The 14,946-nt window shown below is 55.2% G+C and carries 13 protein-coding genes; 6 read left to right on the forward strand and 7 right to left on the reverse strand.

Translation table 11 applies throughout. From position 1 onward, the window contains the following. Positions 1 to 44 precede the first annotated feature (44 nt). The 5 genes from PY649_RS29030 to PY649_RS29050 all read left to right on the forward strand — a co-directional run bounded on the left by PY649_RS29030 (position 45) and on the right by PY649_RS29050 (position 5,304). Positions 45 to 1,970, forward strand: coding sequence for an acyltransferase family protein (locus PY649_RS29030; protein ID WP_120708892.1), 1,926 nt, complete (start codon positions 45 to 47; stop codon positions 1,968 to 1,970). A 91-nt stretch (positions 1,971 to 2,061) separates the two neighbouring features. Continuing rightward, positions 2,062 to 2,337: an acyl carrier protein gene (locus PY649_RS29035; protein ID WP_120708893.1), complete on the forward strand. Its 276-nt coding sequence runs from the start codon at positions 2,062 to 2,064 to the stop codon at positions 2,335 to 2,337. Beyond that, a complete protein-coding gene (locus PY649_RS29040) occupies positions 2,338 to 3,546 on the forward strand; it encodes a beta-ketoacyl-[acyl-carrier-protein] synthase family protein (protein ID WP_120708894.1) in 1,209 nt (402 codons plus the stop codon). Between the two features lie 156 nt (positions 3,547 to 3,702). Continuing rightward, positions 3,703 to 5,118, forward strand: a complete 1,416-nt coding sequence (locus PY649_RS29045) for an amino acid permease (protein WP_120709179.1) — start codon at positions 3,703 to 3,705, stop codon at positions 5,116 to 5,118. Positions 5,119 to 5,178: 60 nt separating this feature from the next. Beyond that, on the forward strand, positions 5,179 to 5,304 hold the full coding sequence (locus tag PY649_RS29050) for a hypothetical protein (RefSeq protein WP_285872357.1): 126 nt from the start codon (positions 5,179 to 5,181) through the stop codon (positions 5,302 to 5,304). Between the two features lie 812 nt (positions 5,305 to 6,116). On the opposite strand, the gene PY649_RS29055 is transcribed toward PY649_RS29050, so the two are convergent. From PY649_RS29055 to PY649_RS29085, 7 genes are all read right to left on the reverse strand, one after another. Continuing rightward, positions 6,117 to 7,646, reverse strand: a complete 1,530-nt coding sequence (locus PY649_RS29055; protein ID WP_285872358.1) for a SulP family inorganic anion transporter — start codon at positions 7,644 to 7,646, stop codon at positions 6,117 to 6,119. Between the two features lie 4 nt (positions 7,647 to 7,650). Next, positions 7,651 to 8,343, reverse strand: coding sequence for a carbonic anhydrase (locus tag PY649_RS29060; protein ID WP_120708897.1), 693 nt, complete (start codon positions 8,341 to 8,343; stop codon positions 7,651 to 7,653). 431 nt (positions 8,344 to 8,774) lie between these two features. Further along, positions 8,775 to 10,058 carry an MFS transporter gene (locus tag PY649_RS29065; RefSeq protein ID WP_285872359.1) on the reverse strand — a complete coding sequence of 428 codons (1,284 nt, stop codon included), beginning with the start codon at positions 10,056 to 10,058 and terminating at the stop codon, positions 8,775 to 8,777. Further along, complete coding sequence (locus PY649_RS29070; protein WP_285872360.1) at positions 10,018 to 10,986, reverse strand: class I SAM-dependent methyltransferase; 969 nt, start codon at positions 10,984 to 10,986, stop codon at positions 10,018 to 10,020. The genes PY649_RS29065 and PY649_RS29070 overlap by 41 nt, the downstream gene beginning before the upstream one ends. Continuing rightward, positions 10,983 to 12,335 (reverse strand): STM4012 family radical SAM protein, encoded by a 1,353-nt coding sequence (locus PY649_RS29075; protein WP_285872362.1) that lies wholly within the window; start codon positions 12,333 to 12,335, stop codon positions 10,983 to 10,985. The genes PY649_RS29070 and PY649_RS29075 overlap by 4 nt, the downstream gene beginning before the upstream one ends. A 773-nt stretch (positions 12,336 to 13,108) precedes the next feature. Continuing rightward, positions 13,109 to 13,552 (reverse strand): pseudoazurin, encoded by a 444-nt coding sequence (locus tag PY649_RS29080; RefSeq protein ID WP_120708901.1) that lies wholly within the window; start codon positions 13,550 to 13,552, stop codon positions 13,109 to 13,111. A gap of 44 nt (positions 13,553 to 13,596) precedes the next feature. Next, positions 13,597 to 13,911 carry a hypothetical protein gene (locus tag PY649_RS29085; RefSeq protein WP_285872363.1) on the reverse strand — a complete coding sequence of 105 codons (315 nt, stop codon included), beginning with the start codon at positions 13,909 to 13,911 and terminating at the stop codon, positions 13,597 to 13,599. A gap of 3 nt (positions 13,912 to 13,914) precedes the next feature. Here PY649_RS29085 and PY649_RS29090 point away from each other — a divergent pair. Continuing rightward, a partial coding sequence (locus tag PY649_RS29090; protein WP_285872364.1) for a cbb3-type cytochrome c oxidase subunit I occupies positions 13,915 to 14,946 on the forward strand: 1,032 nt, incomplete at its 3' end.

A 14,946-nucleotide genomic window follows, 5' to 3' on the forward strand; every position in this document is an offset into this window, starting at 1 on the left:
CCTCAGTTAATCCAATCGATTGAGAATTACATCAGGTCTACTCAATGCCGCGAAAATTTCGAACTGATATCCAAGCCTTGCGTGGCTTGGCTGTTTTGCTGGTCGTCCTCTATCACGCACGTATTGGGCCGTTTACAGCTGGCTATCTGGGCGTTGACGTTTTTTTTGTGATTTCCGGCTTTTTGATTACCAGACTGATCCGGACGCAGCTTGAGCAATCGCGGTTCAGCTTTTCGGAATTCTATTACCGACGTGCGAAGCGTCTGTTGCCGGCGGCCTACGTCGTCATTGCGCTTACGACGGTCGCCGCGCCATTTTTGCTGTCGGACGTCGGGCTGCGGGAGTTCCGTAATCAGGTCATAGGGGCGCTCACATTTTCCACTAACATCGTTCTTTGGTCCCAAGTGGACTATTTCGGCCCGGCCGCCGAAACGATGCCCCTCTTGCATTTTTGGTCGCTCTCCGTTGAAGAACAGTACTATCTGCTGCTGCCCCTCTTCTTGGCTTTGGCGCCGAGGAGATGGTGGCTCATCGGAATTGCGACGCTCCTTGTCGCTAGCCTAGCTCTATGTTTTTATCTGGTCGCCCAGAACCCATCTGCTGTGTTTTACCTTCTGCCGACCCGATCTTGGGAAATGGCCATTGGTTCACTTGGCGCATTGCTTCCCACCAGACCCTTGGTGTCTGCCGCGCTTATGAAGCTGCGTCTTCCCGCCCTCGCGGTTCTCCTCCTTGCCCCGACGGGCCTCGCACATCCCGTCGTGGATGCCGCTTTGATTTGCCTTGCAACTCTGGCCCTCCTGCTTGCGCCCACCCAGGACAATGTGATGGTGCGAGGCATGGCTAGGATCGGGGACGTCTCTTACTCACTCTATTTGATCCACTGGCCCGTACTTGTCTATGTGAGAGCTGTTTGGCTGGCGGAGCCTCCGGCGCTTGCGATCTATGCGGCCGTTGCTTTCTCATTTATTGGAAGCTTGGGGCTTTACTCGTTCGTGGAGGAGCCATTCCGGCGTGGATACGTGATGTCTCGCGTCCGGCTGGTCTCAGGATTGGCCGCCGCGTCGATTCTTCTCGCCTTCTCGCCCTCTGTTGCCATTGCCACAACCGAGAGAAAGTTTGATTTTGCCACAGTCCGGCGGATCAACTACGGTCTGGGAAGAGAATGTGATTTCAAACCGGGTCCGCCTCCTCAGGACGTCCCGAAGAGCTGCCAGACGACAAGCAAACCTGAATTACTGGTCTGGGGCGATTCATTTGCCATGGCACTGGTTCCCGGCTTAGCCAAAACAATCGGCGAAGCCGGACTAGCTCAGCTCACAATGAGCGGGTGCTTCCCGGCCATTGGCGTTGCTGCTGTTTCCAAAGAGTTAGCGTCGCCCTTTTCCCGTGCCTTCGGCGAGGACTGCATTGCATTCAATGATCGTGTTCTGGCCATTTTGAGAAATCGGCCGGAGATCAGCACGGTGGCCATCTCAAGCCCTTTCGATACCCCCGTATCGAATCAATTTATGGTGCTTAAGAGAAGCGGTGAGACCCTCACCGATGACGAGGCCTCTCTGTATATAACCGTTGAGGGAATCAAGGCTCTCGTCAAAGATGTTCGCGCTTTGGGCAAGCGAGTGGTTGTGGTTGCTCCTCCGCCAGTCGGAAACTTCGACATTGGCGATTGCCTTGAGCGGAAGGCGAGGGGAGCGATTATTCTTGGGCGCTACAGCGGCTGCGAAATATATGTCAGCGAATACCGCCGGAGACGCGCCCGTACGCTCGAGCTGTTGAACGAAGTGGGCTTGAAGGCTGATGTTGGGGTGGTTTCCTATCACAACTTTCTTTGCGACGGCACCACGTGCAAAACCGAGATCGACGGCAAATTCCTTTACCGGGACAGCGGTCACCTTTCCTATGAAGGATCAGAGATCATCGCTCGTCAGACAAAACTAGCTGAAAAGCTGATCAGGGCGGCCCGTTAGAGCATGTTCGACAAAAACTTCCAGTGACGAGGGAAGGTGACGCGCACCCTGGCGCCGCCCATGCGTCGAAACAAAAACGATAGGAGACAAGATGCCCGATCAAATCGCAGACAACGTCATCGTAATGATCAAGAAAAAAGCCGCAGCTAACGGCACTGAGTCCTCTCCAACTGAAAACAAAATTACGACTGCAACTGAACTTGCCTCGCTGGGTCTCGATTCGTTGGACCTGACGGAACTACTATGGGATCTAGAGGAGACCTATGGAATTGGCATCGAGCTCAATACGACCGAAGCCTGGGCAAATCTTCAAACTGTCGGCGATCTGGTGGAAGCCGTCCGCGCTCTGATCGCAAAGGAGGTTTGAATGGATAGGCGCGTCGTTATCACGGGAATTGGTGGGCTGTGCGGGCTCGGGACCAACGTCGCCGCCATCTGGAAAGCTATGCGCGAAGGACGTTCCGCGATTAGCCCCATCACCAATTCAGAACTTCATGAGTTGAACGGCACGATTGGGGCCGAGATCAAGGTGCTGCCGGAGCATGGCATTGACCCGAAGCAATCCGCCTCCATGGATCGCTTCAGCTTACTTGCCGTAATTGCCGCACGCGAAGCCGCTAAGCAGGCCGAACTCTCCGTTGACGAAGAAAACACTCATCGTATCGGCGCAGCTGTAGGTGTGGGCATTTGCGGCTGGGATGCGATTGAAACAAACTACCGTGCTCTCCTTTTAGAGGGCGTTCGCCGGGCTGCCATTCTCACTGCACCGAAGGTCATGCCGAGTGCGGCTGCCGCACAGGTCAGCATGAACCTCAGTTTGCGAGGGCCGGTCTTCGGTATTGCGTCCGCCTGTGCCTCGGCCAACCATGCCATCGCATCGGCTGTGGATCAGATTAGACTTGGCCGCGCCGACGCGATGGTCGCCGGCGGCAGCGATGCGCCGCTCATATGGGGTGTCCTGAAGTCGTGGGAAGCACTGCGCGTACTTTCATCAGATACATGCAGGCCCTTCTCGGCCGATCGAAAGGGTTTGGTATTGGGTGAGGGCGCGGGCATGGCCGTACTGGAAAGTTACGAGCATGCTGCACGGCGCGATGCCAAAATTCTTGCTGAGGTCGCCGGCGCTGGTCTTTCCGCCGATGCATTCGACATCGTTGCGCCCAGTGTCGAAGGGCCGATGGCCGCGATGCGCGCCTGCCTATCTGATGCACGGCTGAATGCAGAGGATGTGGACTATCTAAATGCTCATGGCACGGGCACCAAGGCCAATGATCCGATAGAAACTGCGGCGATCAATCGCGTCTTCCGTCATCATGCCCGCTCGTTGTCCGTCTCTTCAACCAAGTCCATGCATGCGCATTGCCTTGGCGCGTCGAGCGCGCTCGAAATGATCGCCTGTGTGATGGCTCTCCGGGAGGGCGTGGTGCCGCCGACAGCAAATTATCGTGTACCAGACCCCGATTGCAATCTTGACATTACCCCCAATGTGCCGCGCGAGCGAAAGGTGCGCGTAGCACTAAGCAACGCCTTCGCAATGGGCGGCACGAACGCAGTTTTGGCATTCAAGCATGCTTAGCGGGAGACACACGTCTCACCGTCTGTCGCTTCAGCAATGCCTTGCTCACACTGCCTCTCAGTAACCTTACCGACAGGGCGCTCAGGCCAGCTGTCTCTGGGTGACGTTGCCGCCGGCGCCCAGAGTATGTCGATCATCAACGACGAAAGGGTCTCGATGAATATCGCACCGCGGAACGCTGCAGATTCGCATCGAAAAGAGGATGCTCATCTTGCACGCCATCTTTCCAACCGGCACCTCCAGCTTATCGCTATCGGAGGCGCGGTCGGCACCGGTCTTTTTATGGGATCAGGAAAGACCATTTCGCTCGCCGGTCCTTCGATCTTGCTCGTCTATGCGGTCATCGGCTTCATGCTTTTCTTCGTCATGCGTGCGCTCGGGGAAATCCTGCTTTCCAACCTGGAATATCGCTCGTTTGCGGATTTCGCCGGGGATTATCTCGGCCCCTGGGCTCAGTTTTTCACCGGTTGGACCTATTGGCTGAGCTGGATCGTGACCGGCGTGGCCGATGTTGTTGCCGTTTCCAGCTATGTGGCGTTTTGGTTCCCTGAACTGGCGCTTTGGATACCGGCGCTTGGCTTGATATTCACGCTTCTCGCCCTCAACCTGCCTACCGTTCGCAATTTCGGCGAAATTGAATTCTGGTTCGCACTCATCAAGATCCTCGCGATCGTGTCGCTTATCATTACTGGCGCCTATATGCTTTCCACAGGCTTCAGGCTGCCCAACGGAAGCACGGCATCCGTCTCGCATCTTTGGCAACATGGCGGCTTCTTTCCGAACGGGTTCCACGGCTTCGTTGCCGGTTTCCAGATTGCGGTGTTTGCTTTCGCAGGTATCGAACTCGTTGGAATGACCGCGGCGGAGACCAAAGATTCCGTCCGCAACCTGCCAAAGGCGATCAACTCGATTCCGGTCCGCGTCGCTCTCTTCTATCTCGGTGCCCTATTCGTCATCCTTACAGTCATCCCATGGAATCAAGTCGATCCGAATTCGAGCCCGTTCGTTTCCATGTTCTCGCTCGCTGGCTTTGGCATTGCCGCGCATGTTGTGAATTTCGTCGTACTGACCTCGGCGACATCAAGTGCCAACTCAGGCATCTATTCGACATCGCGCATGGTCTACGGGCTTGCGACTTTCCGACTGGCGCCGAGCCTGTTCGGCAAGTTGAACCAGCGGAAAGTGCCGGTAAATGCGCTGTTCTTCTCGTGCATCTTCCTACTGGCGGGCGTCGTACTGCTTTATGTCGGAGATAGTATTATCGAGGCCTTCACCATCGTCACCACGGTTTCGGCGGTGCTTATCATCTTTATTTGGTCGATCATTCTGGCATCTTACCTGCAATATCGCCGCAAGCGGCCTGACTTGCACGAAAAGTCCACCTTCAAAATGCCCGGCGGACGTGCGGCTGTCGCGATGGTCTTCGGCTTCTTCATCTTCATCCTATGGGCGTTGGCGCAGAAGCCCGATACGGCCATCGCCTTGAAGGTCACGCCGCTTTGGTTCGTCTTACTCGCAATCGCCTATGCGGTAGTCAAAGCACGACGCTCACGATTGCCTGCCGGTGCATAAATGGCAAACTGACGCCTTGGCGGAACGGCTGGCACGGCTCGGCTATAGGATGCTGAACTCGTGCCGTCACGCACTGTCGGCTACGACGCCATTCGTCGTACCGCAGATGGCAGCAAGCAGCATATCCAGATCAAGGGTCGGGCCTTCGGCAATCATGCAAAGCAAGCAAGCCGCAGGCTGCGATAACGTGCCGGTGCGGCTCGATAATGCCACTCTCGAACGGCGCGAGATGTGGGAAGCATCCGATGTGGATATCCAGATACGATTGGCCTCGTCAAGGTCAAAGGCTCGTGAGCGCGGCGCGTTTGGCGTTCGCGAGTTCAAGCGCCTTGCCGTCAAAGTGTGGTCTGCCGCCTGACCTCGTTTGGGACGTGTCAGAGCATATACCCGAGATGCGACGAGACGTTATCGGCAATGCTGATGGTGCGATGGGCATAGGCCCGATGACCAAATAGCTGCCGATCTGCGTTGCTGTCTCGTCGGCGATCCGAAAGCTTGGTTGACTGTGTAATTCAAGAGACCGGCAGCTGGATCCGAAATAGCGTTCCCTCGTTCGCATAGTGAGTTTGTAGGAAGCACCACGGTTCGTCATGGCGATCATTGTCGGGATTGTCAGAAATCCGACACGGGCAGTCTGAGGCGCCTCGTCGAGGCATGTGGGAAGGATGGAATGGCTTGCCGGCAACAAAGCCAGCCGACCCCTGGCGCTATTTGCCGAAGAACGCAGGAACCATCGCTCTGCAAAGGGTCTCGGATGGACCATGAGCCCGTTTCGACGCAATACCACTGCAGCGCGGCATTGCGCGAAACCAGATACAACACAGTCGCTGCTTTCCAGTCGGCCAGCGCAGATAGATCCTAAAAACCTCGACGGAAACATCGCCAGGCTCTCTGAATGATACATTCCGAGCCGGTTGATCACCACATGACGTCCGGATGGCCGAAAATGTTTTCGCCCATCCGTCTGCTAAGCAGTCCTTGCGATGCATCCCTGCCGTTTAGGCAATCTCGGCCGTCAATCGCTTAAAGATCGGAACCAACCGGGGATGACGGCCGGTGGGCGGATGCTGAATATCGACCGTGCGGCCCACTTTTTTCTGCCGCTTTAGCCAATCGCGCAATGTTTCTGCGCAGGTATGGTCAACATAATGCAGATCGCCGCCGGCGATCCGGACTTTGCAATCAGCTGGCAGCGTTTCTAAAGTATTGAGGAGTGCCGGAACATCCTTGCAAGTCGCAACGCCGGCAAGGGTCAGATGAACTGTCTCAGCCTCTTCCAATCGATCGATAGCAAGCTTGCGTCGTAGATAAGGAAGGACCTCAAGAATCGAAAGCGTCAAACCTAGTGCCACGCCAACGAGCAAGTCTTGAAGTACGACCATGGTAACGGTCGCAATCCAAATGCCCACCGGAACCCAACCGTGATGATCGAAGAGAATGCGCACGTGCTGAAGGCTGATCAGCCGCCACCCCGTAACGAGCAATACCGCTGCCAGCGCCGTCAGAGGCACCATGGAAAGCAATTGCGGCAGAAACACCACAAGACCGAGAATCCAAACGCCATGCAGGACAGCCGATGCCCGTGTGTGCGCCCCAGCTTGAATATTTGCCAATGAGCGCACGATAACGCCAGTGATCGGCAGGCCCCCGAGCAGACCGCAGAGTCCATTGCCAATGCCCTGCGCCAAAAGCTCCTTGTTGAAGCGCGTGCTGACCCCGTCATGCATTCGGTCGACAGCCGCGGACGACAGCAATGATTCCGCACTGGCAATGACCGCAATCACCAAAGTTGTGACGACAATCCCCGGATGAGCCATATTTGCGAAACTTTCCATCGTCGGCAATGAAATGCTGTTTGCCAGAGATGCGGGAACCTCGACCCTGGCAATCGGCAGCCGCATTGCGGCCGTCAATATGGTTCCGGTCGCAACGCCCACCAGCGCACCAGGCACCAGCTTCAGCCGCTTTGGCCTGAATTTTTCCCAACCGATCATCGCAAGCAGGGATATCAGCCCTACAAGCAAGTCTGCGGCTTCACTCGTCAAACCGCGTCCCCAAAGATGTCCGAATGTTCGCTCCATCGCCACGACGTTCTCGATTCCGCCGGCAGCGGGTTTGGCCCCCATCAGAACGTGGATTTGTCCGAGGATAATCAGAATGCCGATACCGGCGAGCATACCGTGAACGACAGCAGGCGAGATTGCCCGAAACCATGAACCGATCTTCAGGAACGCGGCAAGGACCTGCAGAAGCCCAGCGACGATCAGGACCGGCCCCAGCATCGCGACTCCATGTTGTTCGACAAAGCCGAAGACAACCACCGCCAGACCAGCAGCAGGCCCTGATACTTGTAGCGGCGAGCCCGCCAGCAAGCCGACCACAATGCCGCCGATGATGCCTGATATGAGGCCCATGGCAACAGGCACGCCCGAGGCAACCGCGATGCCAAGGCAAAGCGGGATGGCAACGAGAAAAACGACAAGCGACGCAGCAAAGTCGCGCGAAAAAACGAAGTTACTATTGGTCATCGCACTACTCCGCTGCAATCGCGGCTGCGACTTGCGGACGATTCCGGCCAGTGACTGCGGCGGGTAACGGCCCGTCCTCGCGTATCTTCGTGAAGCGAGCGGCCGACCCATCGTAAACCTCCACCTCGCCTGTTTCGATATCGAAGAACCAACCGTGCAGCGTTACGTCATTGGTCGCTAGTTTGGCTGCGACGGAAGGATGTGTGCGAAGGTGATCAAGCTGAACAATTACGTTCTCCATAGCGATGGCGCGGATTTTTTGGCGTTCGGGCAGATCGGCCGGATAGGCTTGGCAAACGATCGAGTGGGCAGCATAGCCGTGCTTCAGCCATGCGGCCACGTTCGGCATGGATTTCAGCAAATCGGGACGGCATAGTCCTTTCATCGCGCCGCAATCGGAATGGCCGCAGACGATGATGTCACGAACCGCGAGTGCTACGACGGCATATTCGATTGCTGATGAAACGCCACCATTTGCGGTGGAAAACGGTGGAACGATATTTCCGGCATTACGGCATACGAACAGCTCACCTGGTCCTGATTGCGTAATTGTTTCAGGCAGAACCCGGCTGTCGGCGCACGAAATCATCAAGGCGTGCGGCTGCTGTCCCTCTTGCGCAAGCTTCTGGTAAAGTGCCTGATAGTTCGGGAAGACGGCACCGCGGAAGTTCGAGATACCTTTTAATAGATCACCCATAGCAAGTCCTCATTGTTGGTGGAAGCAGGGCGCAACCTTGCTTCGGCGGATTGGAAATCTGATTATTTCGCAAGTGCGAGATGGGAATGGGATAAGCAAAGACGATGCCAAGCCTTCAGTCGCTCCGTCCCAAATCGCAAAGATGTGACGCGCTCAGGATGGCGATGCAGCTGCCTCCCGCAGCTGCCGGCCAAATCCGGTGTGCGCAAGCAAGGCGGCAATTCCCAACGAGACCCGATTTAGGTGGCGGACAGGTTCATAATCGATGTGATGTTGCGATGCGGAATCGTGACGAAGAGTTCGGCATCATCCACGATTTCATCGATTTGTTCGACCGAGAGCAGATGTCGAATTTCGCGAGGGCATGGGTCAACGACTGCTTGTAAGAACGGCAAACGAACAGGCCGACGCAACCATGGGCCCGCGCCGTGTCAAGAATGCGAGTTTCTGACAGACAAGATTGCTGTGGCCAGAGCCATGGCGGCCAGACCGGCCGCGCCCATCGGCAGCACCGACACGTCATAACTTGCAAGAAGCCCGCCGCCGACTGCGGCACCACCAGCAACACCGATGTGCATTGCGGTCACATTCGCACCGATGACAATGTCGTTCGGGCTTCGCGCGAGATCCGCAATATAGCTTTGGACGATCGGCGAGATCGACCAACTCGCGCACCCCCATAGTGACAGGCTCGCGAAAAAGAAGATGCTGCTTTCTGACACGCATAATAGCAACGTTGTGACCAGATAAATCGCGGGGCTTGCGACCAGCGCCAACCGGCGTCCTGCAAGATCGGAGAAGATGCCGGCGAGCATGCCGCCCGCCACTCCTGACGACCCAAAAACGGCATAAAGCGATGCCTCCCAACCTGGCCCGGAGAAACCCTTGCTGGCTGCATAAGAGGTCAAATAACTGAAAAGAGTAAAATGACCTGCAATGAACAAAATGGAAACGCACTGCGCCATCATCTGTCTGCGATCTCGGAAATGAGCCAGATACAGCCTGCCAAAAAGCAAGCCCTTGCTCCTTGGCCCGATATTCGGTAGCCGGAAGAGCACAAGCGATAGTGCGACGATAGATAGCCCAATCATCGCAAGGCCGACGGCACGCCAACCAATCAGATGCGTGATCCAGACGCCCAGGGGCACTCCCAGAAAAAGAGAGCTGCTTATTCCAAGGTACACGGCGGCTATGGCACGGGCCCGGTATCTTTCCGAGACGATCCGGACTGCGCAAGCGACGGCGCATATCGATATTTGCGCGCAAGCGGTAGCAGTGACGATCCTCGAGGCGCTTATCAAGAGCAGCCCCGATCCGCCGATCACCACCGGCGCATTGCTACTTGCAAAGATCGCGATGGCGATGACGAGCGTCGGTTTTGCATCGAACTGATAAGAGATCAGTGCAGCAATAGGCGCGAAGATCGCGTAGGTGACCGAAAAAACTGAAATTACGACACTTGCTTCGGACTCAGTTACTCCGAGACCGCGCGCTACATCCGGCAGAATCCCGATGAAAACGTTCTCGGCCAATCCTGTGATAAACACAGCGATAGTGAGGATGAGAATTCGACTATCCACACCGCCAACTGTGCTGGATTGGTTGGCGCTGGCGCAGCCGCCTTTTCCACTTGCTCTGACCCACGCTCGAAGAAATTCTCGGATACGCATGGATTCATCCAGCGTTTCGCGAACCGAGGTGTGCTCCTGCGCCACGCCGGTTCGACATCGACTGGACAGCTCGCAACGAGATCGGCTGCGTAAAGTACTCGTACTTACCCGTCAGCACGCCCTGGGTGAATTGAAGCGCGTACCTGCCAAAGAACCACTCTTCAACAGCATAGCTGCGTGTCAGCTGAGTTGGCGAATTCATGTTCAATCCGGATATTTCAATCCGATTGACCGTGTTCGGCCGGATGCATGGCAGTTTGACGTCCGCAATATGGATCCTGAGTGGGATGCTATCGAATAACTCGAAGGAGAGCTCATCGCCGTTCGACAAATCGACTTTGATGAATGGCAAAGGCTCATCCGGCCTTGCCTTTCTAGCCACAAATTTTTCCACGGCATGAACATGCGTCGAAATCCCTGGATGGGAATCCCACTTTGCATAAAAATCAGACCGTAGGACCTGCCAATCTGCATACAATGACTCGAGATCGCCCCGATCAAATGAATTCGCGTGCCGACACTCGTACGGAACGGGATAGCGGGAAGTCCCAATAATCGATGTAAAATTATGAAATCCGCCCTTGCTGGTCCGTTGTCTCAACTCATTGACCAACGGAACCCACACATCCTTGGTCACGAAATGCAAGGAAGAGTGCGCAAGAGCCAGGTCATAAGTTTTATCTGGGACGAAATCCTCGATTCTCCCTTCGATCACATCGATATTCAACGCAAATTCGTCTGCAATCGATCTAAGCTTTCTGACCGCGCTTGATGACAATTCCAGTGCGGTTACGCTATGCCCCCTGAACGCAAGAAAGAGAGCGTTCCTGCCCTCGCCGCACCCTATGTCGAGGACCGTTGCGTTTCTTGGGAGTTGCTGTTCTACCTCATAGACTTCAAGGCTTGGCCCGCCCATGGTCCAGACGTTAGGATCCGAATAGCCTTGTTCCCAAAACCGTTCGCTACTGCTCATTTCGGAACGTACCTTTCTTCACGGATCTTCACATGGTCCGAGAAGAGGTGATGCGCTATCAGGTTGCTGTATTTGTAACCTTTCCTGGTCAGCCGGATGCCGCCATGGGACCGCAAATCGATGCACCCTTCGGCTTCCAGAGCATCTATCGCCTCTGAAAAATCGGCATAGAGATTCCGCTGGAATAGTCGTGAATAATCTGCCTCAGAAAGCTGGTTGAGCGTAAGATTAAGCATAAAATATCTCAAACGTTCTTCGGCTTCGTTCAAGATGATTCCATACTTCACCAAATTCTGTTCGGTGATTTCGAGATTTAGATAATCGTCTATGGCTTTGCCGACCTGCTTCAGGTCGACCGCGTAGTCGAAGCTGTAGTGGCATTTCCCGTTATAACTTCGCGCGCCTGTTCCGACGCCTATCATTGGAACGCCGAGAAAGTCGGATGTTTCCTGGCCGTAGGCGCTGGCGCCTCCGGGAAGGCAGGTAAACCGGGTAAAGGATTCCTGTCGATATCGATTTTTCTGCATTAAATCGACATTGCTGTCATAGATCGCATATTTAACATGGTCATCTGCATATTCTTGCGGTTGCAATCGTTGCTGCTTCTGCAGGGCGGTAAGGGGCCGGCTGACCACCGGATAGAGCGAAACGGTCGTCGGCCCGAAGGACAAAACCCGCTCCAGCGAGCGTTTCCAGCTTTCCTGGGTCTGACCAGAAAGGCCGTAGATCAAGTCTAGATTAAAGTTATCGAAACGCTTCCGAATTGCTTCAATGGCAGAAATCGACATCGAAACCGGGTATGGGCGACCGCTTGCTTTCAGTTCGGAGGAATCCATCGTTTGGATTCCCATGCTGATTCGGTTCACCCCCTGGTCCTTCAGAAAATCTAGCAGCTCCTCCGACAAAGTGTCTGGAGAGCCTTCCACACACAGCTCGGCTGAACGATCGATATTCGGAAATCCATCTCGAATGGAGGAAAAAATTTGGGCAAACTGATCGATGGGCAGGAGGGTCGGGGTTCCGCCGCCGAAATATACCGATGTCACAGTCCTGTGCCCGGCGAATGTTGCATAAAGACGTATCTGCTCGCAGATTTTTTCGACATAGCATCGAATGAGATTTTCCGTGTGCCGCGTGGTGAGGAATAGCGTGCAATACGTGCACCTGTATCGGCAAAACGGTATATGAATATATAGAGACACCGGCCCGACGTCGTTTGAGTCCCACACATTGCTCAGTCCAATGTTTTCAAGCTCGTTATATGTCCGCTTCGGGGGATAGCTGTATACATACGCTTTGAGCTCCCCGTTGCCGATGGCTTCCCGCAGGTTTTTTGCAAGCGATTGCATGCCCCGTTCTCCTGCTATCGTTCGCCCGCTTCCTTCTCATTTCCATGCTTCAGATGGCGCGGCCAAGAGCGATGTCGCCGAAACAGGAAGTGCTGCTACCGCCGGGATCAAACCGATTTTGCGACATATCTCTCATCTCCTGTTTGCGACGGCAGATTGGCTCCCAGACCACTCTTAAAGGCTGATCCGCCGACATTCTTTGAGATGGGGCAATTTTACTGCGCATTTTTTCAAGTGAATGAGCGGGCCGAAATCTTCTCTCGCGTGCCGCATTCTTGCTGATCAGCCTGCTAAGCTTGCTAAGCTCGCGTTGTCCAAGATTTTGATCGCATAGGCTCCCATTACCTGCATGGTTGCCATGGACGGATAAGACCGACGCACTTCCCGGCGGGCAGCGCAGCGCCGGCGAACTTCAGTACTGCTGCGTCTTACGGCGCCACGTCTGCACGGAGATGGCAAATCGCTGATGCATCGGGCCGTGGCGGCGGCTGATCCATGGATATTTTCCTGTTTGAATTATCATGCGCCAAGAACTGCGACTTCCGTCCGATGCGAGCCGGCCGGCGGCGGCGTAAAGTCAGGCGATTTTTTTGGTCGCCGATCAGACCGAGCCATCACGATCCAGTTCGAGGCAGCAAGAATGGCCGCTATTGTTTCTGCATCATCGTTGCGAGGTATGGGATGGCTTCTCGCGTGCCGCTGTCATTCTCCTTCTTCGTGACTTTGCCCCTTCCTGAGCTTACTCATCCATTTCGTTTATCCGACCACCCGCATTATTCTGCAATCTGCGCGAGGTCGGCTTCGAGGCGCTTGCGTACGAGGTTTGGAACCGTCGTAGTCTTAATGGCATCGAGATTGTCGGGGTTGTCGCCAACTTGAATGAGGGCCACCATTCCCAGGCTCATGTGCGGCGTGCATTTCACTACATAGGCGCCGGGTATGTCGAGTTTTGTCCGATATTCTTCGTTTGGCTTGGATTTGAATTCGGGTGCTCCTTTTGGGATCAAGCCCTTAAATGTTTCGACATTGTGGCCTTTATCAACCGGAATAAAGGTGATCGTGTCGCCTGGGGCGATCTTCATGAAACCTGGCTCGAAGACCATTGCGCCGTCCGCGCCTTTGTTGAGCATGCGGATCTGGTGATCCGCCGCCATGAGGGGCATCGCCGATGCGGCCAGCGCCGCCGTTGCTACGATCGGACCGATTTTAAAATACATTTCTGGTCTCCTTTTGCGACAGCCCGATTAGCTGTCGGCGAAGTTTAGGCGCGTATCGGCAGATATTCCTTGAGGTCGAACAATCTCTGATCAGATTCTCCGAGGGCGATGCGCAGCCGGTAACTGTCCACGCTCGATAAGCGCTGCTGAGAAGCCAGCCGTTCCGGCATACGGTCTCGACGCGCACCATCGTCGGCGATTAAACCGCAATTGGATGCAACCAGTCGGCGCACCACAAAAAAATTGTAGTTTCCGTTGAGAGAGATCAAGGACTGAGTGCGCCTCACGTGCGAATAGTTCCCCAAAGTGGCGAGAAAGATGGCTGCCTCTGGCGCGGTCATCTGCGCTTTGGGAACCATCACATGAATTATACCGCTGAAACCGTGCTGGTTGCGGTCGGCGCTTTCGTGGCACTGGTCTGCGCCGGCGCCGCTCATGACCAGCTTTTTGCGACCCAGATGGGTATACTGTTCTTCTGTCTGTTGGCGGGTGTGGTCGTGCTTGTGCGTCGGATTGATTTTTCCGCCGAGGCAGTTAGCGCCAAAGCCAAAAAGGGGGCCTATTTTGACGAGGTCATCCGATATGGATTGATCGCTACCGTCTTCTGGGGTGTCGTCGGCTTCCTCGTGGGCGTTGTGATTGCTCTCCAACTGGCCTTCCCCGATCTGAACATCGCGCCCTACCTGAACTTTGGTCGCCTCCGTCCTGTCCACACGTCCGCCGTCATCTTCGCATTTGGCGGCAACGCGCTGATCATGACGTCGTTTTACGTGGTCCAACGTACCTGCCGCGCCCGCCTATTCGGCGGCAAGCTCGCTTGGTTCGTTTTCTGGGGATATCAACTATTCATCGTGATGGCGGCCACCGGCTACATACTGGGCATCACCCAGGCACGCGAATACGCGGAGCCGGAATGGTACGTCGATGTGTGGCTGACGCTCGTCTGGGTCGCCTATCTTGCGGTGTTCCTCGGAACAATCCTGAAGCGCAAAGAGCCGCATATCTATGTGGCGAATTGGTTCTATCTGAGCTTCATCGTCACGATTGCGATGCTGCATGTCGTCAATAACCTGGCGGTGCCGGTCTCGTTCCTTGGCTCCAAGAGCTATTCCCTCTTTTCAGGCGTGCAGGATGCTCTCACTCAGTGGTGGTACGGCCACAATGCCGTCGGCTTTTTCCTGACTGCAGGCTTCCTGGGCATGATGTACTACTTCGTGCCGAAACAGGCCAACCGGCCGATTTATTCCTATCGGCTGTCTATCATTCATTTCTGGGCCCTGATCTTCATGTATATCTGGGCCGGTCCGCACCATCTGCATTATACGGCTCTGCCCGACTGGGCGCAGACGCTCGGAATGGTCTTCTCGATCATGCTCTGGATGCCCTCCTGGGGC

It is taken from the genome of Rhizobium mayense (assembly GCF_030272705.1).
In the GTDB taxonomy this organism is placed as follows: Bacteria; Pseudomonadota; Alphaproteobacteria; order Rhizobiales; family Rhizobiaceae; genus Rhizobium; species Rhizobium mayense.

Bases quoted from the DNA above. Each gene is read 5' to 3' on its own strand.
- PY649_RS29030 (WP_120708892.1), top strand. From the start codon at position 45: ATGCCGCGAAAATTTCGAACTGATATCCAAGCCTTGCGTGGCTTGGCT.
- PY649_RS29035 (WP_120708893.1), top strand. From the start codon at position 2,062: ATGCCCGATCAAATCGCAGACAACGTCATCGTAATGATCAAGAAAAAA.
- PY649_RS29040 (WP_120708894.1), top strand. From the start codon at position 2,338: ATGGATAGGCGCGTCGTTATCACGGGAATTGGTGGGCTGTGCGGGCTC.
- PY649_RS29045 (WP_120709179.1), top strand. From the start codon at position 3,703: ATGAATATCGCACCGCGGAACGCTGCAGATTCGCATCGAAAAGAGGAT.
- PY649_RS29055 (WP_285872358.1), bottom strand. From the start codon at position 7,646: ATGACCAATAGTAACTTCGTTTTTTCGCGCGACTTTGCTGCGTCGCTT.
- PY649_RS29060 (WP_120708897.1), bottom strand. From the start codon at position 8,343: ATGGGTGATCTATTAAAAGGTATCTCGAACTTCCGCGGTGCCGTCTTC.
- PY649_RS29070 (WP_285872360.1), bottom strand. From the start codon at position 10,986: ATGAGCAGTAGCGAACGGTTTTGGGAACAAGGCTATTCGGATCCTAAC.
- PY649_RS29075 (WP_285872362.1), bottom strand. From the start codon at position 12,335: ATGCAATCGCTTGCAAAAAACCTGCGGGAAGCCATCGGCAACGGGGAG.
- PY649_RS29080 (WP_120708901.1), bottom strand. From the start codon at position 13,552: ATGTATTTTAAAATCGGTCCGATCGTAGCAACGGCGGCGCTGGCCGCA.
- PY649_RS29085 (WP_285872363.1), bottom strand. From the start codon at position 13,911: ATGGTTCCCAAAGCGCAGATGACCGCGCCAGAGGCAGCCATCTTTCTC.